The organism is Aquincola sp. J276 (genome assembly GCF_024700035.1).
Classification (GTDB): Bacteria; Pseudomonadota; Gammaproteobacteria; order Burkholderiales; family Burkholderiaceae_C; genus Aquincola; species Aquincola tertiaricarbonis.
In genome coordinates this window covers 3,344,506-3,368,282 of record NZ_JAJONC010000001.1, presented here as the reverse complement: position 1 = coordinate 3,368,282, position 23,777 = coordinate 3,344,506, and the positions used below count along the sequence as shown (strand labels likewise).

Sequence of the window (23,777 nt, the reverse complement as noted above, 5' to 3'; positions counted from 1 at the left end):
TGACCTTACTTGATCCACAGGCGCAGCGCGTCCCATGCGCGGCCCAGCAGGCCGGCCTGGTCCACCGGCTCCAGCACCACCAGCGGCACCTCGGCCAGCGGCGCGCCGGCGGCGGTGCTCACCTTCAGCGTGCCCACGCGCTGGTTCCTGGTCAGCGGGGCCACCAGCGGGTCGGTGCGTTCCACCTTGGTCTGCAGCTTGTCGCCCTCGCCCTTGGGCAGGGTGACGTAGACGGCGCCGGCCGCGCCGAGCTTGGCCTCGCGCGTCGTGCCCTTCCATACCTCCGGCGTGGCGATGGGCTTGCCTTCCTCGAACAGGCGCACCGCGTCCCAGGCGCTGTAGCCCCAGTTCAGCAGCTTCTGGCTCTCGGTGGCGCGCGCGTCGCGCGAATTGGTGCCCATCACCACGCTGAGCAGGCGGCGCTTGCCGTTGGGCATGTCGCGCGCGGCGCTGGCCACCAGGCAGTAGCCGGCGGCATCGGTGTAGCCGGTCTTCATGCCGTCCACGCTGGGGTCCCGGCCCAGCAGCAGGTTGCGGTTGTCCTGCTTGATCTTGTTGTAGGTGTAGCTGCGCACCGAGTAGTACGGGTAGTACTCGGGGAAGTCGCGGATGACGTGCGAGGCCACCACCGCGATGTCGCGGGCGCTGGTGCGGTGGCCGGGCTCGGTCATGCCGGTCACGTTCTTGAAGCTGGTGTTCTTCAGGCCCCAGGCCTGGGCCTGGCGGTTCATCATGCCGACGAAGCTCTCCACCGAGCCGGCCACGCCCTCGGCCAACGCCACCGAGGCGTCGTTGCCGGACTGGATGATCATGCCGCGCAGCAGCTCGTCGACCTTGGGCGTCATCGTGGTGTCGATGAACATCAGCGACGGGTCGCCCTTGCGCTCCTCCCAGGCGCGCTTGCTGACGTTGAGCGTCTGCTCCAGCGTCAGCTTCTTCTCGCGCAGCGCGGTGAACACCACGTAGGCGGTCATCAGCTTGGTGAGCGAGGCCGGGTCGGTGGCCACGTCGGCCTCGCGCTCGGCCAGCACCTGGTTGCTGGTCAGGTCCATGAGGATGTAGTGGCGCGCCGCGATCTCGGGCGCCTGCGGGGCCTGGGCCCAGGCGGAAACGGTGCCGGCAGCCACCAGCACGTAGGCAAACAGTTTTTTCATTCGGGAATCAAGACAGAGGAAGCGTCGACCGGTGGGGGCGTCAGGCGGCGGCGAGGTGCCGCGCCACCAGCGACTTGAGCAAGGGCAGTTGCCCGTGGAAAAAATGGCCGACTCCGGGCACCACCACCACCGGCAGCGCCTGCGGGCGCGCCCAGTCGAGCGTGGCCTGGAGCGGCACGACGTCGTCGGCCTCGCCATGGATGACGAGGGTGTCTTCAGGCACCTGTGCCACCGGGAAGTTCCGTGTGGCCGGGCCCACCAGCACCAGGCCGGCGGCCGGCGCCTCGGCGGCCAGGCGGGCCGCCGCCTGCGAGGCCACGTAGCCGCCGAAGGAGAAGCCGGCCAGCCACAGCGGCAGCGCGGCGTCGCGGAAGGCGGCGATCACCGCCATCGCGTCGTCCACCTCGCCGCGGCCTTCGTCCCAGGCACCGGCCGATTCGCCGATGCCGCGGAAATTGAAGCGCACGGTGCGCAGGCCACGCTGCAGGCCGGCGCGCGCCACCGTCTGCACCACCTTGTTGTCCATGGTGCCGCCATGCAGCGGATGCGGATGGCACACCACCATCACGCCGCGGGCGGCCTCGGCGGGTTCGTCGATCGCGCACTGCAGCGCACCGGCCGGGCCGGGAATGGGCTGTCGCAGGGTCTGGGAGTTCACGGTGCGGCGTGCCCGGTCAGCGGCCGACGCTGGGCGGCAGCACCAGGCGCTCGACCACCTGGCCGCCCTTGAGGTGCTGCTCGACGATCTCGTCGATGTCTTCCTCGTCGACGAAGGTGTACCAGGTGCCTTCGGGGTACACCACGGCCACCGGACCACCGGCGCAGCGGTCCAGGCAGCCGGCCTTGTTCACCCGCACACCGCCCGGGCCGGCCAGGCCGGCGGCCTTGACCTTGGACTTGCAGCGGTCGAAGCCGGCTTGCGCCGCATGCTGCGCACAACTGTCTTCGCCGTTTTCCCGCTTGTTCAGGCAGAAGAAGATGTGGTGCTGGTAATAGTTCATGGTTTCGATTGTAGGCAGGGGCTTGTATCGGGCTCGAATGCAAATGCGAACCGTTCGCATAAGATTCGCCGATGAACAAGCGTCGCTTCCTTGCGCTGGCCGCCACGGCCGCAGTCCTTCCCTCGTGGCCCCTCACCCTGCTGGCGCAGGCCGCAACGCCCGCCAGCTTCGCCAGCGTGAGCAAGCACTATGCGGTGCTGGTGAGCGCCGCCTACGACGACACCCTGGCCGCGGCCCAGGCACTGCAGGCGGCGGTGGGTGTCTTCACCCGCCAGCCCACGGCCGAGAGCCTGGCCGCCGCGCGGCAGGCCTGGCTGGACGCCCGCGAGTGGTACGGGCAGACGGAGGCCTTCCGCTTCTACGGCGGCCCCATCGACGACGACAAGGGCCCGGAAGGCCGCATCAATGCCTGGCCGATGGACGAGAGCTTCGTCGACGGCACCCGCGACCGGCCCACTGCCGGCCTGATCAACGACCGCAAGGCGCCGATCACCAAGGCGCACCTGTCGAAGATGAACGAGCGCGGCGGCGAGGAGAACATCGCCACCGGCTGGCATGCCATCGAGTTCCTGCTGTGGGGCCAGGACTCCAGCGACAACGGCCCGGGCGACCGCAGCTTCGACGACTTCGTCGACGGCAAGCGGCCGCAGGCCGACCGCCGCCGCCGCTACCTGACAGTGGTGACGGAGCTGCTGATCGACGACCTGCGCTTCCTGGCCACCGCCTGGAAGCCGGGCGTGCGGGGCAACTACCGGGCACGCTTCGAGGCCGGCGGCCAGGAATCGGTGCGCAAGATCATCGTGGGCCTCGGCTCGCTGTCGCGCGGCGAGCTGGCCGGCGAGCGGCTGGAGGTGGCGCTGAACACGCAGGACCAGGAGGACGAGCACTCCTGCTTCTCCGACAACACGCATCGGGACGCGGTCAACAACGCGCTGGGCATCGAGAACGTGTGGCTGGGCCAGTACCGCCGGCGCGACGGCAGCACGGTGCAGGGCGCCTCGCTGCGCGAACTGGTGCAGGCGCGCGACCCCGCGGTGGCCGAGCGCACCACGCGGCAGATCTCGCAATCGGTGGCCGCCGCGCGGGAGATCCGCGCGCCCTTCGACCAGGAGATCCTGGGCGACGACAACGCACCCGGCCGCCGGCGCATCAAGACGGTGATCGACAGCCTGGTGCAGCAGTCCAAGGACCTGGTGGACGCGGCCTCGGCCATCGGCATCACGCAGCTCACGCTGGTGAACCCGTGACCCCACGCCGCCTGACCGCGGCGGCCGCGGCGCTGGCCGCCGCGCTGCTGCTGCTGGGCGCGGCCGGCATGGCGGTGTCGGCCGACGAATCCGCCCTCACCGCCGGCGCCGCCACGGTGCATGCCACCGGGCGCAATGCCTTCAGCTTTCCGGCCGCCAACCTGGGCGACGAGGAGCGCACGCGCTTCGTCATCGGCAACTCGTTCTTCCGCCGCAACTGGGTCGAGGCGCCTGCGTCCACCCAGGCGCGCGACGGCCTGGGGCCGCACTTCATCGCACGCTCCTGCGGCGGCTGCCATGTGCAGGACGGCCGCGGTGCGCCGCCGGACTTCCGCCAGGGGCTGAGCACCGAGCAGCCGGTGTCGCTGCTGATGCGGCTGTCGGTACCCGGCGTCGGCGAGCATGGCGCGCCCCATCCGCACCCGGTGTACGGCGACCAGCTCAACAACGCCGCCATCCGCGGCGTGAAGCCGGAAGGCCAGGTCCGTATCCGCCAGACGGTGGTGCGCGGCCGCTTTGCCGACGGCACGCCGTACGAGCTGCTGAAGCCGCACTACCGCATCGACCAACTGGCCTACGGGCCGCTGGGCGACGACGTGATGCTGAGCCCGCGGATCGCGCCGCAGGTCATCGGCATGGGGCTGCTGGAGGCCATTCCGGAAGCCGAGATCCGCGCCAATGCGCAGCAGCAGGCCGCCACGCCAGGCCCGATCAAGGGCCGGCCCAACGAGGTGTGGGACGCCTTCGCGCAGCGCACGATGCTCGGCCGCTTCGGCTGGAAGGCCAACGTGGCCACCGTGGCCCACCAGACGGCCGGCGCCTTCATCGGCGACATGGGCATCACCTCCACCGTGTTCCCCACCGAGGCCTGCAGCACCACGCAGTCCGACTGCAGCGCGGCCCCGCACGGCGGCAACGGCGACGGCATCGAGATCGACGACGACACGCTGGCGCAGGTGGTGTTCTACACCGCCACCCTGGCACCGCCGGCGCGCCGGCAGGCCGCCGATGCGCAGGTGCTGCGCGGCGGCCGGCTGTTCGAGTCGCTGCAGTGCGCCGCCTGCCACCGGCCCGGCTACACCACCGGCGACGCGGCGCTGGCCGAGCGCTTTCCGCGTCTGTCCAGCCCGGCGCTCAAGGGCCTGGTGATCAAGCCCTACACCGACCTGCTGCTGCACGACATGGGCCCCGAGCTGGCCGACGGCCGGCCCGACTACCTGGCCAGCGGCAGCCAGTGGCGCACGCCGCCGCTGTGGGGCATCGGCCTCATCCAGGACGTCAACGGCCACATGCGGCTGCTGCACGACGGCCGCGCCCGCGGCGTGCTGGAAGCGGTGCTGTGGCACGGCGGCGAGGCCCAGGCGAGCCGCGACGGCGTGCTGAAGTTGAACAAGCAGGACCGGGAAGCGCTGGTCAAGTTCGTGGAGTCGTTGTGAAGCCCCTGTTCCTGTCCGCCGCCCTGGCCGCGGCGTTGTGCCTGGCGACCGCGGGGCCCGCCGCGGCGCAGCCCGCCATGCAGCCCGATGTCGCGGTGCCCTTCTACACGCCGGTGCAGGCGCTGGAGGCGCTGTACCGGCTGCACTACCAGCCGCGGTCGCAGGCCTTTGCGCAGGCCTCGGCGGCGCTGGGCCCGGCGCTGGCAGCCGGCTGCACCGCGGGCGGCACGCTGGACGAGGCCCGCGTCCGCTGGCGGGAGGCGCTGCTGGCCTGGGAACGCCTGGCCGCGGTGCAGGTGGGGCCGCTGGTGGAACGCCGCTCGCTGCGGCGACTGGACTTCCAGCCGGCGCGGCCGGAGCTGATCGCCCGCGCGGTGAAGGCGGCCCCGGCCGACGCCGCCGGCATGGCCCGCGTGGGCACGCCGGCCAAGGGCCTGCCTGCGCTGGAATACCTGCTGTGGACGAAGCCCGCCGCGCCCGGCAGCGCCGAATGCCGCTTCGCCCAGGCGGTGGCCGCCGACCTGCAGGCCGAGGCCGCCGCGATCGCGGCCGACTTCCAGGCGCTGGCCGCACGCGAGTTCGACGACGAAGGCGAGGCCGCGTCGAACGCCTTCGGCGAATTCATCAACCAGTGGCTGGGCGGCATCGAGCGGCTGCGCTGGGCGGACATCGACAAGCCGATCCAGTCCGCCGACGGCCGCCCGCCGGCCTACCCGCGCCTGGCCTCTGACAGCACCGCCGCCGCCTGGCAGGCGCGCTGGCAATCGCTGCGTCAGCTCACCGCCGGCCCGGCCCGGCCGCTGGGCGAAGGCCTGGTGCCGGTGGAGGCCTACCTGCGCGGCCGCGGCCAGAACCCGCTGGCCGATGCGCTGGCCGCCCAGGTGGCTGCCACCACGCAGGCCTTCGAGCGCCTGGGCAGTGCCGGCGCGCCTGCCAGGCCGGAGGCCGCCCAGGCGGCAGCGCGGGCCCTGGGCACGCTCAAGTCCTTGATCGAGAAGCAGGTGGCGCCGGCGCTGGAAGTGGCGCTGGGCTTCACCGATGCCGATGGCGACTGAGCGCAGCGCCGGCCTGCCGCGGCGCCGCCTGCTGCAAGCCGGCCTGGCCGCTGCCACGGCGGCCGGCCTGCCCCGGCTGGCCGTGGCGGCCCACGGCCCGTCCGGCCGCGTGTTCGCCGCCTGGGACCTGTCCGACGGCCGCCACCAGATCGGCTGCCTGCGCCTGCCGGCCAGCGACGGCGCCGCCTGCCAGGTGATCGGCCTGCTGGACGTGCCCACCCGCGCCCATGGCCTGCTGCCGCTGCCCGATGGCGGCGTGCTGGTGGCCGCGCGGCGGCCGGGTGAATGGCTGCTGCGCTGGCATCCGGCGCAGCCGCAGGCCGCGCAATGGCACTGGATCGACGGCGACCGCGCCTTCAGCGGCCATGTGCAGCCCTGGGGCGGCCATCTGTACACCACCGAGGCCGACTTGGAGACCGGCGACGGCCTGCTGGTGCGCCGGGACGCGCGCACGCTGGAGCGGCTGGCCGAGTGGCCCACCGGCGGCGTGGACAACCATGCGCTGCTGCCCGACGGCCGCGGCGGCCTGTTCGTGGCCAACGGCGGCGTGGCCACCCGGCCCGAAACCGGCAGGCTGAAGCTCGACCTGGCCGGCATGGACTCGTCCATCGTGCGCATCGACGCAGCCAGCGGCGCCATCACCCACCAATGGCGGCTGGCCGACCGCCGCCTGAGCCTGCGCCACCTGGCCTGGCGCGGCGACGACCTGGGCATCGCGCTGCAGGCCCAGCACGACGACGCCGACAGCCAGCAGCAGGCACCGGTGCTGGCGCTGCTGCGCGGCGCCCGCGGCGCACCGGCCGCCGCCATGCTGGTGGCGCTGTCCACGCCGCAGCCGCTGGGCGGATATGGCGGCGACATCTGCGCCACGCCGGCCGGCTGGTTCGTCAGCTGCCCGCGGGTGGATGCGGTGGCCGGCTGGTCGGCCGGGGGCCGCTGGCAGGGCGTGCAGTCGCACACGCAGGCCTATGCGCTGGTGGCCGCGGGCAACACGCCCTGGGTGGCCGGGCCCGGCGGCTGGCGCGCGCTGGACGGTGGAGCGCCGGCCCTGCACCCGTGGCAGGCCGCGCGGGAGCCGGACAACCATGCCGCGTGGTCAGGCACCGTGGCCAGCTGAAGCCGGACGGTAAAAAACCGCAACCCCCGCATAGCCTCTTCAAATGCGAACGATTCGCGTTTATAGTGGGCTCATGCAACACCACCTGACCCCGGTTCCTACGCCCTTCCGTGCCGACACCGGGTCGGCCGCCCACCACCTGGCGCCCCAGTCGCCGCCGCCGCGCACGCTCACCAGCCGCACGCTGCTGGATGGCGCGAACGAGGTGCAGATCGAGCACTACGGCGCCGTCTACCGCCTGCGCCTGACGGCGCTGGGCAAGCTCATCCTCACCAAGTAAGCCGGCGGCGGGCAGCCCCGCCCGCCATTCCATTGCAAGGGCTGGCCGCCGCGCGCCCGAACGACGCCGCTGTCCATGTCCGCCCATCCTTCCCATGCCGACGACGACCTGGCCGTCCTGGCTTCGTCTCCCCTGTGCCAGGTCAGCGCCTGTCCCGGCTGCGGCGTGGTGCACCTGCACCTGCCGTCCATGACCCTGCGCTTCGAGCCCGCCGCCTTCCACGAAGTGGCGCGGCTGGTGGCGCAGGCGTCCCTTGCGCTGGAAGGCAGCCGCACCGATACCGCCGTGCCGGCCCCGATGGGCGCCGTGCATCCACCGGCGGCGCCCGAAAGCCTGGAGTCTGCGCCGGCCGCCGCCCCGCCCCGCCGCCGCTGGCACTGAGCGCCGCGCACCGAGCGACTGCGCCGCGGCCCTCCAGGCCGGAGGCCCGGAGCCGTGCTGCTGGACAAGCCCACCGCCCCGCTGAAGCTGCAGCACCCGCATGCGATGCTTGCGCAGGTGCGCCGTTGCGCGATGGAGTCCGGCATGGGAGTGATCACCGTTCTGCACGACTTGACCCTGGCGCTGCGTCATGCCGGCGCCGTGCCGGTGCTGCCGGCATGACCGCCGGCCGCCGACGCATGCTGCAGGCGCTGGCCGGCCTGCCCGCGGCACTGCTGGCCGGCTGCACCACCGGCCCCGACCGCACGGACACCGGCAGCGACCTCGACCGCCTGCAAGCCGCGCTGCGGGCGCAGCCGCTGGTGCTGCTGGGCGAGGTGCACGACCACCCGGCGCAGCATGCGCTGCGCGCCCGTGCGCTGCAGCGGCTGCTGGCCGAAGGCGCCCGCCCGGCGCTGTTGATGGAGCAGTTCGACCGCGAGCAGCAGCCCGCCATCGACCGCCTGCTGGCCACCCCCGGCGCCGATGCCGACGCGCTGATCGCCGCCGCCTGGCCGCAGGGCAACGCCGGCTGGCAGTGGCCGCTGTACCGGCCCTTCATCACGCTGGCGCTGCAACACCGGCTGCGGCTGGTGGCGGCCAACGTGTCGCGCGCCGACACCCGCCGCGTGATCTCGGGTGGCCTGGCGGCGGCCGGCTTCGATGCCGCGGTGCCGGCCGACATCGCCGACGCGCAGGCCGCCGCCATCGTGGCCAGCCACTGCGGCCAGGTGGACGAGCCGCTGGCCCGCAAGATGATGCTGGCCCAGGTGGCACGCGACCAGTTCATGGCGCGCCAGCTGGTGGCCCATGCGGACGGTGGTGCGCTGCTGCTGGCCGGCAATGGCCATGTGCGGCGCGACATCGGCGTGCCGCGATGGCTGCCCGCGGCCTGGCAGCCGCGCAGCCTCGTCATCGGCCTGCTGGAGCCCGGCGCGGCACCGGCGCAGGCCTTCGACCTGGTGCTGCGCACCGCGGCCGTCGAGCGCCCCGACCCCTGCGCCGGCATGCCGGCCATGCGCCCGGCCGGCCGCTGAGCGGCGGCGCTACGGCACGGCGGCCACCCGCTCCAGCTCGTCCATCACCGGCGACAGCTGCTGCATCACCGCGGCCAGCGCGGCATGCGGATCGGCATCACCGCCGATGGCGTCCTCCAGCCGGCGTGCCGCCTGCGACAGCGCCCGCATGCCCAGCGAGCCGGACACGCTGTGCAGGTCGTGCGCCAGCCGCCGCGCATGCGCGCGGTCGGCGTCCAGCGCCTGCACCAGCTGCTGCGCGAAGCCGCGCTGCGATTCGCGGAAGCGCACCAGCAGCCGGCGGTACAGCTGCTCGTTGCCACCCGCGGCGCTGCGGCCGGCCGCCACGTCGATGCCGGCCAGCGCACCCAGCGGATCGGGCGCACCGCCCACCACCGGCACCGTCTGCACCGGCAGCGGCGCAGCGCCGGGCAGCATCCAGCGCTTGAGCACCTCGAACATGCGGCCCACCTCCACCGGCTTGGCGATGTGGTCGTTCATGCCGGCGGCGAAGGCGCGGTCGCGGTCGCTGGTCATGGCGTTGGCCGTCATCGCGATCACCGGCAGCGCTTCCCAGCAGGGCTGCGCACGGATGGCGCGTGTGGCCTCGTAGCCGTCCATCACCGGCATCTGGCAGTCCATCAGCACCGCGTCGAAGCGCTGGCGGCCCAGGCGTTCCAGCGCCTCCTGCCCGTTGTCGGCCACCGTCACGCGGATGCCGGCCGCCGTGAGCAGCTCCACCGCCAGCTCCTGGTTGATGAGGTTGTCCTCCACCAGCAGCACGCTGCGGCCGGCGAGCACGCGGGCGTCCGCAGGCACGCCGTGCTCGGCCTGGCGGTCGGCCGGCCGCGCCTGGGTGGCATGGCCCAGCACCGCCAGGCAGGCGCGCCGCAGCGCGGCCGGCGTCACCGGCTTGACCAGCACCTCGCGCCGCGCCTGGCCCTCGGCTTCCAGCCGCTGCCGCAGCTCATCGGCATTCAGCGCCGTGGCCAGCAGCACCACCGGCATCGCCGGGCCGATCTGGCGTGCGCACTGCAGGCCGTCCAGGCCGGGCATCTTCCAGTCCAGCACCGCCAGCTCGAAGGGCGTGCCCGCCTGCGCGGCCAGGGTCATGCGGCGCAGCACGTCCCAGCCGTCGCGCGGGGTCTCGGGCTCCAGGCCCAGGCCGGCGGCCATCTCGGCCAGCAGGCCCTGCACGCCAGGGTGGTCGTCCAGCACCAGCGTGCGGCGGCCGGCCAGCTCGGGCGGCGCCGGGGCGGGCTGTCCGTCCTGCAGGCCGAAGCGCGCGGTGAAGCGGAATTCGCTGCCCCGCCCCGGCTGCGAGGTGACGGTGAGATGGCCGCCCATCTGCCGCACCAGGTGGCTGGAGATGGCCAGGCCCAGGCCGGTGCCGCCATGCCGGCGCGAGGTGGAGCTGTCCACCTGCTCGAAGGGGCGGAACAGCCGCTCGCACTGCGAGGCTTCCATGCCCACGCCGGTGTCGCGCACCGCGAAGCCCAGCTCCAGGTCGCTGCCGAAGGACACCACCGACACGCTCACCACGATCTCGCCACGCTCGGTGAACTTCACCGCATTGCTGCCCAGGTTCACCAGCACCTGACCCAGCCGCAGCGCGTCGCCCACCAGCGCGGTGGGCACCTCGGGCGGCATGCGGAACATCAGCTCCAGGCCTTTTTCCTCGGCCTGCAGGCCCACCACGGCCGCCAGGCTGTCCAGCACCTCCTCCAGGTCGAAGGGCGCGCTTTCCATGCCCAGCTTGCCGGCCTCGATCTTCGAGAAGTCCAGGATGTCGTTGATGATGCCCAGCAGCGACTTGGCCGCCCGCTCCACCTTCTGCACGTAGTTGCGCTGCCGGGCGTCCAGCCCGCTGGCCAGCGCCAGCCGCGCCATGCCCAGGATGGCATTCATCGGCGTGCGGATCTCGTGGCTCATGTTGGCCAGGAAGGTGCTCTTGGCATGGGCCGCGTCGCGGGCCACCTGCTGGGCCTCGGCCAGCTCGGTGATGTCGCGCCAGGCGCCGGTGAACACGGTGGAGCCGTCGGCCTGGCGGCTGGCGGTGGTCAGCGACTCCACCCAGCGCACCCGGCCGCCGGTGCGCACCCGGAACTGGAAGCTGCCGCCGAGACCATCGCGCATCACCTCGTCCACCCGCGCGCGCGACCAGGCCAGGTCGTCCTCGTGCACGCAGCGCCAGCGCAGCTCGGGATCGCGCATCAGCTCCTCGGCGGTGCAGCCCAGCAGCTCGCGCACGCCGCGGCCGACGAAGGTGTAGTAGTTGCGCTGCGGGCCCGACACCCGCTGGAAGACCACCACCGGCAGCGCATTGGCCATGTCGTCCAGCTGCTGCCGCGCGGCCTGCGCAGCGTGCTCGGCCTCCCGGCGCTGCCGCACCTCGCGGCGCAGGCGCTGGTTCCAGATGAATAGCAGCACGCCGGCGCCGGCCAGGCTCAGCAAGTAGGGCCAGATGGTGCGCAGCAGGTCGCGCGCATTCACCTCAGGCGGCGAGGCCACCCAGCGCGCGCGGATGGCCTGGTGCTCGTCGGCGCTGACATCCGCCAGCGCCCGGTTCACCAGGCCCAGCAGCTCGGGCTGGCCGGGCGAGACGGCGAAGGTCAGCGCCTCCGGCGGCATGTCGATCTCGCCGCGGATGGCCAGGTGCGACACGTCCAGCTGCGACAGCAGGTAGCGGATGACCACGCCGCTGCCGATGCAGGCGTCGGCCTGGCCGGCAAACACGGCGCGCACCGCGGCCTCGGGGCTCTCCACGTCGAGGAAGCGCACCCCGGGCACGCGCTGCTCCAGCATCTCGCGGTGGGCATAGCCGCGCGGCGCGGCCACCAGCCGGCCGGGCAGGTCCTCGGCGCCGCGGATGTCGTGGTCGCGCTCGCGCACCACCAGGTAGTGGCGGCCGCGCAGGTAGCTGTCGGACAGGTGCATGCCCAGCTGGCGCGCGGGCGTGGCCACCACGCTCGGCACGAGGTCGATCTCGTCGCGCGCCAGCGCGGCCAGCACCTCCGGCCAGCTGGTGAAGCCCACCAGCTCCACCTGCAGACCCAGCCGGCTGGCCACGCGCTGCAGGTATTCGGCGCTGATGCCGCGGTAGCCGGCGGGGCCGCCGAACAGCTCGATCGGCGGGTAGTCGACCATGTCGGTACCCACCCGCAGCACCTGCTTGCGCTGCAGGAGCGCCTGCTCCTGCGGGCTGAGCATCAGGTTGCCGTCTGGCGGGGAAGCCGCGCCATTGGCATGGGCCTGCGCCCCTGCGGGCGCGAGCAGCAGTCCGCCCATCGCCAGGCAGGCAGCCAGCGCAGCGATGACGGCGAGCGCGGGGAGCGCCGCAAGAGGCCAAATGGTGGACGGCAGCAGCGGGCGGCGGAACCAGGGCACGGGCATGCGATCTCTTCCGCCCGCCTGCGCGGCGGGCCGGGGCGATTGTGCCCAATTGCAAGCGGGCGGCCGTCCGGAAGAGCCCGCTGCCGCGGGCCCGGCGCTACACCCCGCCTTCGGTCAGCCGGGTGGGGTCCAGCAGCTCGGCCAGGCGCTCGCGCGGCAGGTCGGTGCGCTCCAGCGCCACGTCCAGGATGGGCCGGCCGTCGCGGTAGGCCTCCTTGGCGATCTCGGCGGCCCGGGCGTAGCCGATCACCGGGTTCAGCGCCGTCACCAGGATGGGATTGCGGTCCAGCGCCTCCTTCAGCCGCGCCTCGTTCACCCGGAAGCCGGCGATGGCACGGTCGGCCAGCAGCCGGCTGGCGCTGGCCAGCAGGCCGATGCTTTCCAGCAGGTTGCGCGCCACCAGCGGCAGCATCACGTTCAGCTCGAAGTTGCCCGACTGGCCGGCCAGCATGATGGCGGTGTCGTTGCCGATGACCTGCGCAGCCACCATCGCCACCGATTCCGGGATCACCGGGTTCACCTTGCCCGGCATGATCGAAGAGCCCGGCTGCAGGGCTTCGAGCTCGATCTCGCCCAGGCCGGCCAGCGGGCCGGAGTTCATCCAGCGCAGGTCGTTGGCGATCTTGGTCAGCGCCACCGCCAGCGTCTTCAGCGCGCCGGACATCGCCACCGCCGCGTCCTGCGAGCCCATGGCCGCGAAGAAGCTGGGCGCGCGGGTGAAGCGCAGGCCGGTCAGCTCGGCCAGCTCCGCATGGAAGGCCGCCACGAATTGCGGATGGGCATTGACGCCGGTGCCCACCGCGGTGCCACCCTGCGCCAGCTTCAGCAGCGACTGCTGCGCATGCGCCACCTGCTGCGCCGCATGGCTCACCTGCTCGGCCCAGCCGTCCAGCACCTGGCTCATGCGCACCGGCATCGCGTCCATCAGGTGGGTGCGGCCGGTCTTCACGCTGCCGTGCAGCGATTCGCCCTTGCGGCGGGTGACGCTGGCCAGGTGCTGCAGCGCCGGCAGCAGCTCGCGCTCCACCGACAGCGCCGCCGCCACATGCAGCGCGGTGGGGATGGTGTCGTTGCTGCTCTGGCCGGCGTTCACGTGGTCGTTCGGGTTCACCGGCTGGCCCAGCGCGCGCGTGGCCAGCGTGGCCACCACCTCGTTGGCGTTCATGTTGCTGCTGGTGCCCGAGCCGGTCTGGAAGACGTCGATCGGGAACTGCTGCATGAAGTCGCCCTCGGCGGCACGGGTGCAGGCGGCGTCGATGGCCTGGCCCAGGTCGGCCGGCAGCTGGCCGATCTTCACGTTGGCGCGCGCCGCGGCGGCCTTGACGGTGAGCAGCGCCCGCACGAAGCCCGGCGGCATGCGCAGCCCGCTCACCGGGAAGTTCTGCACCGCGCGCTGGGTCTGCGCGCCGTAAAGGGCCTCGGCCGGAACGGCCACCTCGCCCATGCTGTCGCGTTCGATGCGGGTGTCGGTCATGTGTTGTCCTCCTGCGTTCTGGGCCGGCCAGTGTCGGCCAGTGCCCAACGCCTGCACCGTCGGTGGGGCTATGCCGGGTCGGCCTCGCGGGCGGTCAGCCGCGACAGCAGCCACAGCATCGCCAGGTAGGGCCACAGCCAGCCGATCCAGCGCGCCAGCCCATGGAAGCGGATGAAGCGCCCCTGCTCCCAGGCCTGCAGGCTGGCCGCGAAGTAGGGATCGGACGGTGCCTGAGCCACCAGCGCCACCAGCGCGGTAAGCGCCATCAGCCCGAGCGCCGCGGCCAGCCGGCGGCCGGCCAGGGAGCACAGCAACGCCAGGCCCAGGCCCCAGCCCAGCGCCGCCAGGCTGGTGGGCGTGAGCCAGGTGAGTGCATGGTCAGGCCCGAAGTTCAGCGTGGTGGACAGCGTGGTGGCGCTGAAGGCCAGCGCAGTGGCGCCCAGCGCCAGCACCACCCGCCGCCACCCGCGCGCGGTGATGGCATAGGCCACCAGGCATGGCCCCAGCAAGCCCAGCGCGATGGCACTGCCTTCGTGCAGCGGCGACAGCGGCGCCTGTGCCGCGGACGTGGTCTCCAGCCAGTCGGCGGCCTCCGGCTCCCAGGGCGTGTCGGCCAGCGCGGCCAGCGCGAACTGGCGCAGCTCGTCCCCCCACCTGGCCCACGCCCAGCGGCAGCGGCTGCGGAAACAGCAGGCCCACCGGCCACAGCAGCAGCAGCGCGATGGCACCGGCGCTTTGCTGCACGAACCAGCGCTGGCGGGTGCGCTGCCAGCGCCGGTCCAGCCCCAGCCGCTGGCCCAGTGCGCCCAGCGCCACGCCGATGGCGCCGCCGCCGGCATTCAGCACCCAGTCGCGCAGCGAGGGCACGCGGCTGGCCAGGAAGTTCTGCGTCAGCTCCATGCCGAAGGACAGGCCCGCCGGCAGCATCAGGCCCAGCAGCGCGGCCAGCCAGGCGCGGGCGCCGCTGCGCACCGCGGCGCCGTACACCAGCAGGCCCAGCGGCAGGTAGCCCAGCAGGTTGGCCACCTCGTCGAAGCGGTCCCGCCAGCGCGGCCAGGGCAGCTGCATCAGGTCGGTCAGTTCCACGCCGGGCGGCCAGCGCCAGGGACCGAACGGGTACAGGCTGGCGTAGCCGATCAGCAGTGCATAGGCCCATGCCAGCGGCACGGCCGAACTGCGCTGGCCGGGCATGGCGTCAGAACGGCTTGACGATGACCAGCACCACGATGGCGATGAACAGGATCACCGCGCTTTCGTTGAATACGCGGAACCAGCGCTCGGAGTGCTTGTTGGCGAAAGCCTCGAACTTGCCCAGCAGCAGGCCGCACGCGTGGTGGTAGCCCAGCACCAGCAGCACCAGCGCCAGCTTGGCATGCAGCCAGCCGCCCTGGATGCCGTACCCCAGCCACAACCACAGGCCCAGCACCAGCGCCGGCACGGCCAGCACCGTCATGAAGCGGTAGAGCCGGCGCGCCATCACCAGCAGGCGCTCGCGCTCGGCATGGCTGTCGGCGCTCACCTGGGCCAGGTTGACAAAGATGCGCGGCAGGTAGAACAGGCCGGCGAACCAGCTGGCCACGAACACGAGATGGAAGGCCTTGATCCAGAGGTATGCGGAACTCATCGGGCCATTATGGACAGCACCGCCCGCAGGGCCGCCCCAAGGGCGGGGAGGCCCCCGGGGGCCGCGAGCGCAGCGAGCTGGGGGCTCTACAAAAAGAAGCGCCCCGGACCGGCCGGGGCTGCAAAACCCTGCTGAACTGGTCAACAAGGCACCTGCTCAGGGAGGAAAAGCAGGGAATGACAACCTTGCGGCTACCATTCATCCGTGATTTTAGCCTCTTAAACAGCTTTTGTTACAGCCTGAGTACAAGGGCAAACCAGCAGCCCCGGCCGCCGCGGCTGCAGAAAGAACTGCCGTGAGCGCCTTCCATCTGCCGCCCCTGCCGCCCTACCCCGCCAGCCGCCCGCGCCGGCTGCGCCGCGATGCCTTCACCCGCGCGATGGTGCGCGAGCACCAGCTGACGACGTCGGACCTGATCCTGCCGGTGTTCGTGCTGGACGGGCAGAACCAGGTGCAGGACGTGGCCAGCATGCCCGGCGTGCAGCGGCTGTCGCTCGACAAGCTGTATCCGCTGGCCGAGGAATGCGTGAAGCTGGGCGTGCCGGTGATGGCGCTGTTCCCGGTGATCGACGTCGGCCTGAAGACGCCCGACGGCCGCGAGGCCACCAACCCCGACGGCCTGGTGCCGCGGGTGGTGCGGGCGCTGAAGGACCGCTTCCCCGAGCTGGGCCTGCTGACCGACGTGGCGCTGGACCCCTTCACCACGCACGGCCAGGACGGTCTGCTCGACGACACCGGCTACATCCTGAACGACGAGACGCTGGCGGTGCTGACGCAGCAGGCGCTGGTGCAGGCGCAGGCGGGCGTGGACATCGTGGCGCCCAGCGACATGATGGACGGCCGTATCGGCGCCATCCGCAGCACGCTGGAGGAACAGCGGCTGATCCACACGCGGATCATGGCCTACAGCGCCAAGTACGCCAGCGCCTTCTACGGCCCCTTCCGCGACGCGGTGGGCAGCAAGGCCAACCTGGGCAAGAGCAACAAGCAGGTCTACCAGATGGACCCCGGCAACAGCGACGAGGCCCTGCGCGAGGTGGCGCTGGACATCGCCGAGGGCGCCGACATGGTGATGGTGAAGCCCGGCATGCCGTACCTGGACATCGTGCGCCGGGTGAAGGACCAGTTCCGCGTGCCCACCTTCGCCTACCAGGTCAGCGGCGAGTACGCGATGCTCAAGGCCGCCGCGCAGAACGGCTGGCTGGACGGCGAAGCCGCGATGATGGAAGCCCTGCTCGCCTTCAAGCGCGCCGGCGCCGATGGCGTGCTGACCTACTTCGCGCTGGAAGCGGCGCGGCTGCTGAAGCAGCGCTGAAGCCGCATCGGTCCGGCCTGGGCCGCATCACCCCACGGGGTAGGGGTCGTGCAGCCCCAGGCCCTTGAGGATCTCGCGCTCGCGCGATTCCATGGCCTCGGCCTCGTCGTCTTGCTCGTGGTCGTGGCCCTGCGCATGCAGGGCGCCGTGCACCAGCAGGTGGGCATAGTGGTCGGCCACCGGCAGGCCCATCTCCTGCGCCTCGCGTTCCACCACCGGCGCGCACAGCACCAGGTCGGCCACCACCACCGGCTCATGCTGGTAGTCGAACGTGAGCACGTTGGTGGCGTAGTCGCGCTGGCGGTACTCGCGGTTCAGCGCCTGGCCTTCCTCGGCATCGACGATGCGCACGGTGATCTCGGCCGGCCCGTCGAGCGCGGCCTTCAGCCAGCGCATCACGCGGCGGCGCGGCAGGTGGGCGCGGTGGCGCGCGTCGGGCTGCTGCAGCGACAGGCTCAGTTCGTCCGCCACGCTCACACCCCGCCGCGCACGCCTTCGGCCTCGTAGGCCTCCACGATGCGCGCCACCAGCGGATGACGCACCACGTCGGCCGCGGTGAAGCGCGTGATGGCGATGCCCTTGACCCGGCGCAGCACCCGCTCGGCCTCGATCAGGCCGCTGAGGGTGCCCTTGGGCAGGTCGATCTGGCTCACGTCCCCCGTCACCACCGCCTTGGCGCCGAAGCCGATGCGGGTGAGGAACATCTTCATCTGCTCGCTGGTGGTGTTCTGCGCCTCGTCCAGGATGACGAAGGCATGGTTGAGCGTGCGGCCGCGCATGAAGGCCAGCGGCGCGATCTCGATCGTGCCCTTCTCGAAGGCCTTGGTCACGCGGTCGAAGCCCATCAGGTCATAGAGCGCGTCGTACAGCGGGCGCAGGTAGGGGTCCACCTTCTGCGTCAGGTCGCCGGGCAGGAAGCCCAGGCGCTCGCCCGCCTCCACCGCCGGGCGGGTGAGCACGATGCGCTGCACCTGGCTGCGCTCCAGGGCATCCACCGCGCAGGCCACCGCCAGGAAGGTCTTGCCCGTGCCGGCCGGGCCGATGCCGAAGGTGATGTCGTGGTCGAGGATGTTGCGCAGGTACACCTGCTGGTTGGGCGTGCGGCCCTGCAGGTCGGCACGGCGCGTCTGCAGCACCACCTCGCCCGCGCCGGGGGCGGGCTCGCCGGCCTCGCCATCGGCGCCGCTGCCGTTGGCCGCGGCACGCGAGCTGCGCTTCTTCGCCGCGGGCGCGGCTTCCTGCGCCGCCTGGGCCAGCGCCAGCTGGAAGTTCTCCGGCGGAATGGGCCGGCGCGCCCGGTCGTACAGGTTCTGCAGCAGCAGCACCGCCCGCTCGGCCGGCGCCCTGGCGCCCTCCACCCGGAACGACTCGTTGCGGCGGGCGATGCGCACGTCGAACGCGGCCTCGATGGCGCGCAGGTACTCGTCCAGGTTGCCGCACAGGTTGGCCAGCCGTTGGTTGTCGGGCGGAATGAAGGCGTGGCGAAGGATCAAGAGGGGGGACCTGCTGTTTCGAGAATGTCTTCACATTGTCGCGCCGCTTGCGGTACCCGGGACCGGGGGATGGCTCCTGCACAATCCGCGCTCCATGCCCCAAGCCCCTTCCTTCGCGCTGAAGTACCTGGCGGGCCTGCGGCTCGTGCTGCTGGCCTGGCTGGCCGGCGGCCTGCTCGCCGCCGCCGCGGCGCCCACCGCACCGGCGGCGGCCGGCGGGCTGGACACGGTCATCCTCAAGCAGGCGCTGACGGCCGAATCCGATTCACTGGTGTTTCCGGTCAGCGTGCCCAGCTGGCCGGTGACCTTGCCCGACGACTGGGCCGAGACCCGCCCCGGCCACCTGGGGCCGGTGTGGTACCGCACCGCCTTCGATGCGCCCGGCCTGCGCGACAGCGGCGCGCTGCTGGGCCTGATGATCGAGCGGGTGTGCTCCAACGCGGAGGTGTACCTCAACGGCCAGCTGCTGCACGTGGCCGGCCGCATGCGCGAGCCCATCACCCACAACTGCCAGCATCCGCAGCTGGTGGCGCTGCCGGCCACGCTGCTGCGCGACCGCGACAACCTGCTGGACATCAAGGTGGCCGGCCATCCGCTGGAGCGGGTGGCTTCCTGGCAGCGCGCGGGCGGGCTCTCGGCGCTGCAGGTCGGCCCCTACGACCGCATTGCGCAGTTGCATGCCACCGAATACGCCATCGACGTCTCGCTGCCGCAGGCGGTGAGCGCCACCCTGGCCCTGCTGGGCGGCATGCTCCTGCTGCTGGGCGTGGTGAATGCGCGGGAGCGCCACCTGGCGTATTTCGGCGCGCTGTCGCTGGGCTGGGCGGCGGTGACGGCCCGGCTCTGGTGGCGCAACGTGCCGCTGCCCAACTACGACGCCGAGCTGCTGGTGGTGAGCTGCATGCCGCTGGTGACGCTGGCTGCCGTGCAGTTCGTGCTGCGCTACTCCGGCACGCGCTCGCGCAGCGTCACCGCCGCGCTGTATGCGCAGTGCGCGGTGGTGCCGGCCACGCTGCTGATCGGCGGTGCCAACCGGCTGCACACGCTGGCGACGCTCTGGTATGCGCTGCTGCTGCTGGAAGTGGCGGCCGCGGTGGGCTGGCTGCTGTGGAACGCCTGGCACACGCGCCGCCAGCGCATGCTGGCCGCCGGCATCGCGCTGGTGGGCGCGGCGGTGCTGGCCGCGCTGGAGATAGCGCAGCAGCGCGGCCCGCTGCCCACCGTGGCAGCTCATCTCGCACATGGCGATTCCCATCGTGTTCGTGGCCACCGGCCTGCGGCTCACATCCCAGCACGGCCGCGCGCTGCAGGTGGCCGAGGAAGGCCGCGAGACGCTGGCGCAGAAGGTGAAGGAGGCCACCGCCGAGATCGAACGCAACTTCGCCCAGCTGGCCGAGCTGCGGGTGGAGCAGGTGACCGAGCGCGAGCGCAAGCGCATCGCCGCCGACCTGCACGACGACCTGGGCGCCAAGCTGCTGACCATCGTGCACACCAGCGACAACGAGCGCATCTCCACCCTGGCGCGCGAGGCGCTGGAGGAAATGCGGCTGTCGGTGCGCGGCCTCACCGGCAAGGCGGTACGGCTGATCGACGCACTGGGCGACTGGCGGGCCGAGGTGGTCTCACGCCTGGGCCAGGCCGGCATGGAGGGCGAATGGAGCTCGCCCACCGACGACATTCCGCAGATGCTGTCGGCCCGCGCCTATGTGCAGACGACCCGCATCCTGCGCGAGGCGGTGAGCAACATCATCAAGCACAGCGGCGCCAGCCAGTGCAAGGTGCGCTGCACCATCGCCGAGGGCGACTTCCAGTTCGTCATCCAGGACAACGGCAAGGGCATACCGTTGGAGCTGGATGGCCGGCTGGACCGAGGACACGGCATGTCGAGCATGAAACACCGCGCGAAACAACTGCAGGGCCAATGCCTGGTGGAATCCGGGCCGGGCTATGGCACGGTGATCCGCCTGACGCTGCCGCTGGAGCCGCACAGCTCAAGTTAGCCGGCTGCGCGTTCGATAACTTTTCATTTCATTCAAGGCCCCGCCATGAAGACGATCCTGCTGCTCGAAGATTTGCCGGAGATCCGCGCCTGGCTCAAGGCCCTGGTGATGCAGGTTTTTCCCACCGCGCAGATCTCCGAGAGCGCGCGGGTGCACGACGCCATCGCGCTGGTGCAGGCGGTGCAGTTCGACCTGGCGCTGATCGACCTCGGCCTGCCCGACGGCTCCGGCCGCGACGTGGTGGAGAAGCTGCGCGAGCTGCAGCCCGAGGCGCAGTCGGTGGTGGTGACCATCCACGACGACGACGAGCACCTGTTCCCCGCGCTGCAGGCCGGCGCCTACGGCTACATCCTGAAGGAGCAGCCGCGCGAGCTGATCACCGAGCAGCTGCAGCGCATCAGCCAGGGCGAGCCGCCGCTGTCGCCGTCGATCGCGCGGCGCGTCATCTCGCACTTCGCGCAGCAGGCCAAGCCGCAGGCCGACCTGATGCCGCATGTGTCGCTCACAGAGCGCGAGACCGAGGTGCTGCTGCGCGTGGCCAAGGGCTTCACGCTGCCGGAGATCGGCGTGCAGCTGAACCTGTCGCGCCACACGATCGCCGACTACGTGAAGCAGATCTACCGCAAGCTGAACGTGAGCTCGCGCGCCGAAGCCGCACTCGAGGCCCAGCGCCTGGGCCTCTTCCGCAGATCATGACCACATGGCCGGGATAATCCGGCCATGATCGGAAGACTCACCGGCGTCATCGCCGAAAAAACGCCGCCGCAGGTGCTGATCGATGTGCACGGCGTCGGCTATGAGGTGGACGTGCCGATGAGCACGTTCTTCAACCTGCCCGGGCTGGGCGAGAAGGTGAGCCTGCTCACCCACTTCATCGTGCGCGAGGACGCGCAGATCCTCTTCGGCTTCCTCACCGCCGAGGAGCGCACCACCTTCCGCCAACTGGTGAAGATCACCGGCGTGGGGCCGCGCATGGCGTTGTCCGTGCTGTCGGGCCTGTCGGTCAATGAACTGGCGCAGGCCGTGAGCCAGCAGCAGGCGGGCCGGCTGGTGAAGGTGCCGGGCATCGGCAAGAAGACGGCCGAGCGGCTGCTGCTGGAGCTCAAGGGCAAGCTGGGCCCCGACCTCTCGCTGCCCGCGGCCGCGCCGCAGAACGATGCGCAGGTCGACATCCAGCAGGCGCTGGTGGCCCTGGGCTACAACGAGCGCGAGGCCGCCGCCGCGCTGAAGAAGCTGCCAAACGACGTGGGCGTGAGCGAAGGCATCAAGCTGGCGCTGAAGTCGCTGTCCTAGGCGCGCGCATCCGCTCCACGAAGCGGCGCGCGGCCGGGCCCATCGGCCGCTCCTTCGACCACACCAGGTCCACCCACAGCGTGTTGCCGTTCGACAGGTTCTCGAACGACATCTCCACCAGCCGCCCCGCCGTCACGTGCGGCTGCACCAGGCTGCGCGGCAGCCAGCCGAAGCCCACGCCCGACAGGATGAGGCTGAGCGCGGCCAATGCGTTGTCGGTGCGCCAGCGATGACGGGCGAACTCGAAGCGGCTGTCGCCCTGGCCCGGGTCGCGGCCGCTGACCACGATCTGCCGGGTGTCGATCAGGTGGTGCTCGCACAGCTTGTCGCCGGGCGGCATGGCCTGCAGCACCGGGTGGCCGGGCGCCATCACCAGCACCATGGTTTCGGCGTCGATTTCCTCGAAACCCTCGCGGCCGTCCAGGCTGGGCCGCTCGAACACCAGCGCCAGCTGCGCGCGGCCGCTGTGCAGCATGGCCAGCGCGTCGGCCTGCGGCGCGGCCAGCACCTCCACTTCCAGCAGCGGATAGTCCTGCGCCAGGCCCTGCAGCGCGCGACTCCACGGCGCGGTGAGCAGCTCCGGCGCGATGGCCAGCGTGAGCCGGGTCTCCAAGCCCTGCGAGAGCGCCAGCGCATGCGCCTGCAACTGCCGCGTCTGCGCCGCCAGCGCACGGGCCTGCGGAGCGAGCGAGCGGGCGGCCTCGGTCGGCCGCGGCTCGCGTCCGCTGCGGTCGAACAGCACCAGGCCCAGCTCCGCCTCCAGGTTGGCCATGGCCATGCTCACCGCCGACGGCACGCGGCCGAGCGAGCGGGCGGCCGCGGAAAAGGAGCCGTGGTCCAGCACCGCCAGGAAGACGGGCACGTTGTCGGCGTTGAAAGCCATGATCTATCAGCCAAGCTGAAGGAAGTTGACTTTAAGTGTCAGCGGTTCACACGTAAAGTGCCGCGCATGCAAGGAATCAAACGCCGGATCGTGTTCATCACGCTGTATGAACTCATCGCCATCGCCATCGTCACCGGCGCGGTGGCGCTCATCTTCGGGCAAGGCCTGGGCCACTCCGGCGCACTGGCGGTCATCAGCTCCGCCATCGCGGTGGTGTGGAACCTCACCTTCACCCACCTGTTCGAGATGTGGGAGGCCCGGCAGGCCGTGAAAGGCCGCAGCCTGAAGCGCCGGGTGGCCCATGCCATCGGCTTCGAAGGCGGCCTGGTGGCGCTGCTGGTGCCCGCCTTCGCCTGGTGGCTGGACATCAGCCTGTGGGAGGCCCTGGTGGCCGACCTGGGCTTCGTGCTGTTCTTCCTGGTCTACACCTTCGTTTTCAACTGGGGCTTCGACCGGGTGTTCGGCCTGCCGGCTTCGGCGGCACCGGCGCCGCAGGCCGCCACGCAGGGCTGACGGGCCTGGCGGCCGTCAGTGCTTGTGCACGCCACCCGCCGGGGTGGCGGCACCGCCCGGCGCCTGGGTGCGCACCTGCACCTCCACCTGCAGCTCACCCGCCTTCTCGAACTTCAACGTCAGCGGGAAGCGGTCGCCGTTCTTCAGCGGCGACTTCAGCTCCATCAGCATCAGGTGCAGGCCGCCGGGCTGCAGCGCCACCGGCTGGCCCGCGGGCAGCTCGATGGCCTCCACCTCGCGCATGCGCATCACGTCGCCTTCCATCTTCATGCTGTGCAGCTCCACCCGGCCGGCCACCGGCGTGCTGCCGCCCAGCAGGCGGTCGGCGGCGGGGCTGTCGATGCGCAGGAAGCCGCCGCCGGCCTTCTGGCCCTGCACGGTGGGCCGGGCCCAGGCGTCCTGCACCTTCGGCACCTTCGGCACCTGGGCCCAGGCGGTGGCGGTGGTGGCCACGAGCAGGGCGGCAGCGGCGAGTCGGGTCTTGAGGTTCATGAGGTGTTCTCCTGTGGATTGGCGGGGTGTGATCGGTTCAGTGCTGGTGGCCGCTGCCGTCGCCGGGCAGCACCTCCAGCACCGGGGCGGGTGAGCGCGGCGGCTTGTCGCCGGGCACGGCGATGTCGAACCATTCGTGCCGGCCCTCGCTGCCGCACTGCTGCAGCACCTTGATCGGCAGCGGGCCGGGCTGGCTGGGCAGCTGGGCGACGAACGAGAACTCGTCGGCCCAGGCGTCGGGCAGCGGGCCGCCCTCCCAGGTGATCTCGCGCACGCCTTCGGTGATGCGCTTGCCGTGGCTGTCGTAGGGCTGGGCCAGCGGCACCTTGGGTGCCTGCAAGGTCCAGCCGGCCTTGGGCATCGGCCGCACGCCGCGCATCGCCTCGGGCACGAACACCCGCACCAGCGTGGTGGCGCGGCCATCGCAGCCGTGGCCGATGCGCAGGGTGGCCTTGTAGGTGCTGCCGGCCAGCGCGGCCGGCTGGTCCAGCACCACATGGGCGTGGGCGGCGGTGGTGCTCAGCAGGGCGGCGGTGGCGGCCAGCAGCAGGGTGGTCTTCATCGTCATGGG

The 23,777-nt window shown here is 71.8% G+C and carries 28 protein-coding genes; 13 read left to right on the top strand and 15 right to left on the bottom strand.

The window, feature by feature from the left end:
- Positions 1-5: 5 nt before the first annotated feature.
- The 3 genes from LRS14_RS15670 to LRS14_RS15660 are packed head-to-tail and all read right to left on the bottom strand — an operon-like array spanning position 6 to position 2,155.
- The gene (locus tag LRS14_RS15670; protein ID WP_257800103.1) at positions 6-1,154 is read right to left on the bottom strand and encodes a D-alanyl-D-alanine carboxypeptidase family protein; all 1,149 of its coding nucleotides are present in this window, start codon (positions 1,152-1,154) and stop codon (positions 6-8) included.
- A gap of 40 nt (positions 1,155-1,194) precedes the next feature.
- Complete coding sequence (locus LRS14_RS15665; RefSeq protein ID WP_257800102.1) at positions 1,195-1,812, bottom strand: alpha/beta fold hydrolase; 618 nt, start codon at positions 1,810-1,812, stop codon at positions 1,195-1,197.
- A gap of 16 nt (positions 1,813-1,828) precedes the next feature.
- Entirely contained in the window at positions 1,829-2,155 is a 327-nt protein-coding gene (locus tag LRS14_RS15660) for a ferredoxin (protein WP_046110957.1), read from the bottom strand.
- Positions 2,156-2,226: 71 nt separating this feature from the next.
- On the opposite strand from LRS14_RS15660, the gene LRS14_RS15655 reads away from it, so the two are divergent.
- The 8 genes from LRS14_RS15655 (at position 2,227) to LRS14_RS15620 (ending at position 8,747) form a co-directional block, all read left to right on the top strand.
- Entirely contained in the window at positions 2,227-3,402 is a 1,176-nt protein-coding gene (locus LRS14_RS15655) for an imelysin family protein (RefSeq protein ID WP_257800100.1), read from the top strand.
- A complete protein-coding gene (locus tag LRS14_RS15650; RefSeq protein WP_404977557.1) occupies positions 3,399-4,838 on the top strand; it encodes a di-heme oxidoredictase family protein in 1,440 nt (479 codons plus the stop codon). Before LRS14_RS15655 ends, LRS14_RS15650 begins: the two co-directional genes overlap by 4 nt.
- A complete protein-coding gene (locus LRS14_RS15645; protein ID WP_257800099.1) occupies positions 4,835-5,893 on the top strand; it encodes an imelysin family protein in 1,059 nt (352 codons plus the stop codon). Before LRS14_RS15650 ends, LRS14_RS15645 begins: the two co-directional genes overlap by 4 nt.
- Positions 5,877-7,010: a DUF1513 domain-containing protein gene (locus LRS14_RS15640; protein WP_257800098.1), complete on the top strand. Its 1,134-nt coding sequence runs from the start codon at positions 5,877-5,879 to the stop codon at positions 7,008-7,010. The genes LRS14_RS15645 and LRS14_RS15640 overlap by 17 nt, the downstream gene beginning before the upstream one ends.
- A gap of 73 nt (positions 7,011-7,083) precedes the next feature.
- Positions 7,084-7,290, top strand: a complete 207-nt coding sequence (hemP, locus tag LRS14_RS15635; protein WP_046110953.1) for a hemin uptake protein HemP — start codon at positions 7,084-7,086, stop codon at positions 7,288-7,290.
- A gap of 75 nt (positions 7,291-7,365) precedes the next feature.
- Positions 7,366-7,671, top strand: a complete 306-nt coding sequence (locus tag LRS14_RS15630) for a hypothetical protein (protein WP_046110952.1) — start codon at positions 7,366-7,368, stop codon at positions 7,669-7,671.
- Between the two features lie 54 nt (positions 7,672-7,725).
- Positions 7,726-7,893, top strand: coding sequence for a hypothetical protein (locus tag LRS14_RS15625; RefSeq protein ID WP_257800097.1), 168 nt, complete (start codon positions 7,726-7,728; stop codon positions 7,891-7,893).
- A complete protein-coding gene (locus LRS14_RS15620; RefSeq protein WP_257800096.1) occupies positions 7,890-8,747 on the top strand; it encodes a ChaN family lipoprotein in 858 nt (285 codons plus the stop codon). Before LRS14_RS15625 ends, LRS14_RS15620 begins: the two co-directional genes overlap by 4 nt.
- Before the next feature lie 9 nt (positions 8,748-8,756).
- Here the strand turns inward: LRS14_RS15620 and LRS14_RS15615 are convergent, their stop codons facing one another.
- The 5 genes from LRS14_RS15615 to LRS14_RS15595 all read right to left on the bottom strand — a co-directional run bounded on the left by LRS14_RS15615 (position 8,757) and on the right by LRS14_RS15595 (position 15,217).
- Entirely contained in the window at positions 8,757-12,014 is a 3,258-nt protein-coding gene (locus LRS14_RS15615; protein ID WP_257800095.1) for a response regulator, read from the bottom strand.
- Between the two features lie 202 nt (positions 12,015-12,216).
- Positions 12,217-13,593, bottom strand: coding sequence for an aspartate ammonia-lyase (locus LRS14_RS15610; RefSeq protein WP_046110950.1), 1,377 nt, complete (start codon positions 13,591-13,593; stop codon positions 12,217-12,219).
- A 68-nt stretch (positions 13,594-13,661) separates the two neighbouring features.
- Positions 13,662-14,045, bottom strand: coding sequence for a hypothetical protein (locus LRS14_RS15605; protein WP_257800094.1), 384 nt, complete (start codon positions 14,043-14,045; stop codon positions 13,662-13,664).
- Positions 13,972-14,784 (bottom strand): VanZ family protein, encoded by an 813-nt coding sequence (locus tag LRS14_RS15600; protein ID WP_257800093.1) that lies wholly within the window; start codon positions 14,782-14,784, stop codon positions 13,972-13,974. The genes LRS14_RS15605 and LRS14_RS15600 overlap by 74 nt, the downstream gene beginning before the upstream one ends.
- 4 nt (positions 14,785-14,788) lie before the next feature.
- The gene (locus LRS14_RS15595; RefSeq protein WP_046110948.1) at positions 14,789-15,217 is read right to left on the bottom strand and encodes a CopD family protein; all 429 of its coding nucleotides are present in this window, start codon (positions 15,215-15,217) and stop codon (positions 14,789-14,791) included.
- Between the two features lie 295 nt (positions 15,218-15,512).
- Here LRS14_RS15595 and hemB point away from each other — a divergent pair, with 295 nt between their 5' ends.
- On the top strand, positions 15,513-16,532 hold the full coding sequence (hemB, locus tag LRS14_RS15590) for a porphobilinogen synthase (RefSeq protein WP_375136374.1): 1,020 nt from the start codon (positions 15,513-15,515) through the stop codon (positions 16,530-16,532).
- Positions 16,533-16,559: 27 nt separating this feature from the next.
- On the opposite strand, the gene ybeY is transcribed toward hemB, so the two are convergent.
- From ybeY to LRS14_RS30310, 4 genes are all read right to left on the bottom strand, one after another.
- Positions 16,560-17,003 (bottom strand): rRNA maturation RNase YbeY, encoded by a 444-nt coding sequence (gene ybeY, locus LRS14_RS15585; RefSeq protein WP_046111209.1) that lies wholly within the window; start codon positions 17,001-17,003, stop codon positions 16,560-16,562.
- A gap of 2 nt (positions 17,004-17,005) precedes the next feature.
- The gene (locus tag LRS14_RS15580) at positions 17,006-18,025 is read right to left on the bottom strand and encodes a PhoH family protein (protein WP_257800092.1); all 1,020 of its coding nucleotides are present in this window, start codon (positions 18,023-18,025) and stop codon (positions 17,006-17,008) included.
- Positions 18,026-18,290: 265 nt separating this feature from the next.
- Positions 18,291-18,815 carry a hypothetical protein gene (locus LRS14_RS30315; RefSeq protein ID WP_310740839.1) on the bottom strand — a complete coding sequence of 175 codons (525 nt, stop codon included), beginning with the start codon at positions 18,813-18,815 and terminating at the stop codon, positions 18,291-18,293.
- A gap of 152 nt (positions 18,816-18,967) precedes the next feature.
- The gene (locus LRS14_RS30310) at positions 18,968-19,246 is read right to left on the bottom strand and encodes a hypothetical protein (RefSeq protein WP_310740838.1); all 279 of its coding nucleotides are present in this window, start codon (positions 19,244-19,246) and stop codon (positions 18,968-18,970) included.
- Positions 19,247-19,266: 20 nt separating this feature from the next.
- Between LRS14_RS30310 and LRS14_RS30305 the strand changes: the two genes are divergently transcribed.
- The 3 genes from LRS14_RS30305 to ruvA are packed head-to-tail and all read left to right on the top strand — an operon-like array spanning position 19,267 to position 21,318.
- Positions 19,267-20,025, top strand: a complete 759-nt coding sequence (locus LRS14_RS30305) for an ATP-binding protein (RefSeq protein ID WP_310740837.1) — start codon at positions 19,267-19,269, stop codon at positions 20,023-20,025.
- 45 nt (positions 20,026-20,070) lie between these two features.
- On the top strand, positions 20,071-20,721 hold the full coding sequence (gene embR, locus LRS14_RS15570; RefSeq protein ID WP_046110945.1) for a response regulator transcription factor EmbR: 651 nt from the start codon (positions 20,071-20,073) through the stop codon (positions 20,719-20,721).
- Between the two features lie 24 nt (positions 20,722-20,745).
- Positions 20,746-21,318 carry a Holliday junction branch migration protein RuvA gene (ruvA, locus tag LRS14_RS15565; protein ID WP_257800091.1) on the top strand — a complete coding sequence of 191 codons (573 nt, stop codon included), beginning with the start codon at positions 20,746-20,748 and terminating at the stop codon, positions 21,316-21,318.
- Here the strand turns inward: ruvA and LRS14_RS15560 are convergent.
- On the bottom strand, positions 21,290-22,201 hold the full coding sequence (locus LRS14_RS15560) for a LysR family transcriptional regulator (RefSeq protein WP_257800090.1): 912 nt from the start codon (positions 22,199-22,201) through the stop codon (positions 21,290-21,292). The genes ruvA and LRS14_RS15560 overlap by 29 nt on opposite strands.
- 66 nt (positions 22,202-22,267) lie before the next feature.
- Here LRS14_RS15560 and LRS14_RS15555 point away from each other — a divergent pair, with 66 nt between their 5' ends.
- Positions 22,268-22,714 carry a PACE efflux transporter gene (locus LRS14_RS15555; protein ID WP_257800089.1) on the top strand — a complete coding sequence of 149 codons (447 nt, stop codon included), beginning with the start codon at positions 22,268-22,270 and terminating at the stop codon, positions 22,712-22,714.
- Positions 22,715-22,729: 15 nt separating this feature from the next.
- Here the strand turns inward: LRS14_RS15555 and LRS14_RS15550 are convergent, their stop codons facing one another.
- Positions 22,730-23,206 (bottom strand): copper chaperone PCu(A)C, encoded by a 477-nt coding sequence (locus tag LRS14_RS15550; RefSeq protein ID WP_046110942.1) that lies wholly within the window; start codon positions 23,204-23,206, stop codon positions 22,730-22,732.
- A 37-nt stretch (positions 23,207-23,243) separates the two neighbouring features.
- Positions 23,244-23,774 carry a YcnI family protein gene (locus LRS14_RS15545; RefSeq protein ID WP_257800088.1) on the bottom strand — a complete coding sequence of 177 codons (531 nt, stop codon included), beginning with the start codon at positions 23,772-23,774 and terminating at the stop codon, positions 23,244-23,246.
- Positions 23,775-23,777 lie beyond the last annotated feature (3 nt).

Excerpts from the sequence above, each read along its gene's own strand:
- LRS14_RS15660 (WP_046110957.1), bottom strand. The coding sequence starts at position 2,155 with ATGAACTATTACCAGCACCACATCTTCTTCTGCCTGAACAAGCGGGAA.
- LRS14_RS15670 (WP_257800103.1), bottom strand. The coding sequence starts at position 1,154 with ATGAAAAAACTGTTTGCCTACGTGCTGGTGGCTGCCGGCACCGTTTCC.
- LRS14_RS15655 (WP_257800100.1), top strand. The coding sequence starts at position 2,227 with ATGAACAAGCGTCGCTTCCTTGCGCTGGCCGCCACGGCCGCAGTCCTT.
- LRS14_RS15630 (WP_046110952.1), top strand. The coding sequence starts at position 7,366 with ATGTCCGCCCATCCTTCCCATGCCGACGACGACCTGGCCGTCCTGGCT.
- embR (WP_046110945.1), top strand. The coding sequence starts at position 20,071 with ATGAAGACGATCCTGCTGCTCGAAGATTTGCCGGAGATCCGCGCCTGG.
- ruvA (WP_257800091.1), top strand. The coding sequence starts at position 20,746 with ATGATCGGAAGACTCACCGGCGTCATCGCCGAAAAAACGCCGCCGCAG.
- LRS14_RS15610 (WP_046110950.1), bottom strand. The coding sequence starts at position 13,593 with ATGACCGACACCCGCATCGAACGCGACAGCATGGGCGAGGTGGCCGTT.
- LRS14_RS30305 (WP_310740837.1), top strand. The coding sequence starts at position 19,267 with ATGGCGATTCCCATCGTGTTCGTGGCCACCGGCCTGCGGCTCACATCC.
- LRS14_RS15600 (WP_257800093.1), bottom strand. The coding sequence starts at position 14,784 with ATGCCCGGCCAGCGCAGTTCGGCCGTGCCGCTGGCATGGGCCTATGCA.
- LRS14_RS15620 (WP_257800096.1), top strand. The coding sequence starts at position 7,890 with ATGACCGCCGGCCGCCGACGCATGCTGCAGGCGCTGGCCGGCCTGCCC.
- LRS14_RS15560 (WP_257800090.1), bottom strand. The coding sequence starts at position 22,201 with ATGGCTTTCAACGCCGACAACGTGCCCGTCTTCCTGGCGGTGCTGGAC.
- LRS14_RS15595 (WP_046110948.1), bottom strand. The coding sequence starts at position 15,217 with ATGAGTTCCGCATACCTCTGGATCAAGGCCTTCCATCTCGTGTTCGTG.
- hemP (WP_046110953.1), top strand. The coding sequence starts at position 7,084 with ATGCAACACCACCTGACCCCGGTTCCTACGCCCTTCCGTGCCGACACC.
- LRS14_RS15640 (WP_257800098.1), top strand. The coding sequence starts at position 5,877 with ATGCCGATGGCGACTGAGCGCAGCGCCGGCCTGCCGCGGCGCCGCCTG.
- LRS14_RS15615 (WP_257800095.1), bottom strand. The coding sequence starts at position 12,014 with ATGGGCGGACTGCTGCTCGCGCCCGCAGGGGCGCAGGCCCATGCCAAT.
- LRS14_RS15550 (WP_046110942.1), bottom strand. The coding sequence starts at position 23,206 with ATGAACCTCAAGACCCGACTCGCCGCTGCCGCCCTGCTCGTGGCCACC.
- LRS14_RS15555 (WP_257800089.1), top strand. The coding sequence starts at position 22,268 with ATGCAAGGAATCAAACGCCGGATCGTGTTCATCACGCTGTATGAACTC.
- LRS14_RS15545 (WP_257800088.1), bottom strand. The coding sequence starts at position 23,774 with ATGACGATGAAGACCACCCTGCTGCTGGCCGCCACCGCCGCCCTGCTG.